The organism is Aeromonas sp. sif2416 (assembly GCF_019218665.1).
Lineage (GTDB): Bacteria > Pseudomonadota > Gammaproteobacteria > Enterobacterales > Aeromonadaceae > Aeromonas > Aeromonas encheleia.
In genome coordinates this window covers 1-247 of record NZ_JAHUXC010000063.1, presented here as the reverse complement: position 1 = coordinate 247, position 247 = coordinate 1, and the positions used below count along the sequence as shown (strand labels likewise).

1 protein-coding gene is annotated in these 247 nt (G+C 66.4%); it reads left to right on the top strand.

Annotation, left to right across the window (positions count from 1 at the left end):
* Positions 1-247 (top strand): VCBS domain-containing protein (locus KW821_RS21550; RefSeq protein ID WP_218292879.1); only part of this gene is annotated, 247 nt, incomplete at both ends.

Below are 247 nucleotides of genomic sequence, written 5' to 3'. Positions count from 1 at the left end.
GGGTGATGGCAGCGGTGCGGTGACCGAAGACCTGAACGTGGTCAGCGGTAACCTGACCGAGACCGGCAGCCTGAGCGTGACCGACGTGGACGGGGCGGACGAGGCCGAGTTCAAACCGGGTGTGGGCGCGCCGAGTGCCAATGCCCTGGGCAGCCTGACCATCGATGCGGCTGGCAAGTGGGACTATCAGGTCGCCAACGACAAGGTGCAGTACCTGGGCGCGGGCGAGACCAAGGTCGAGACCTTC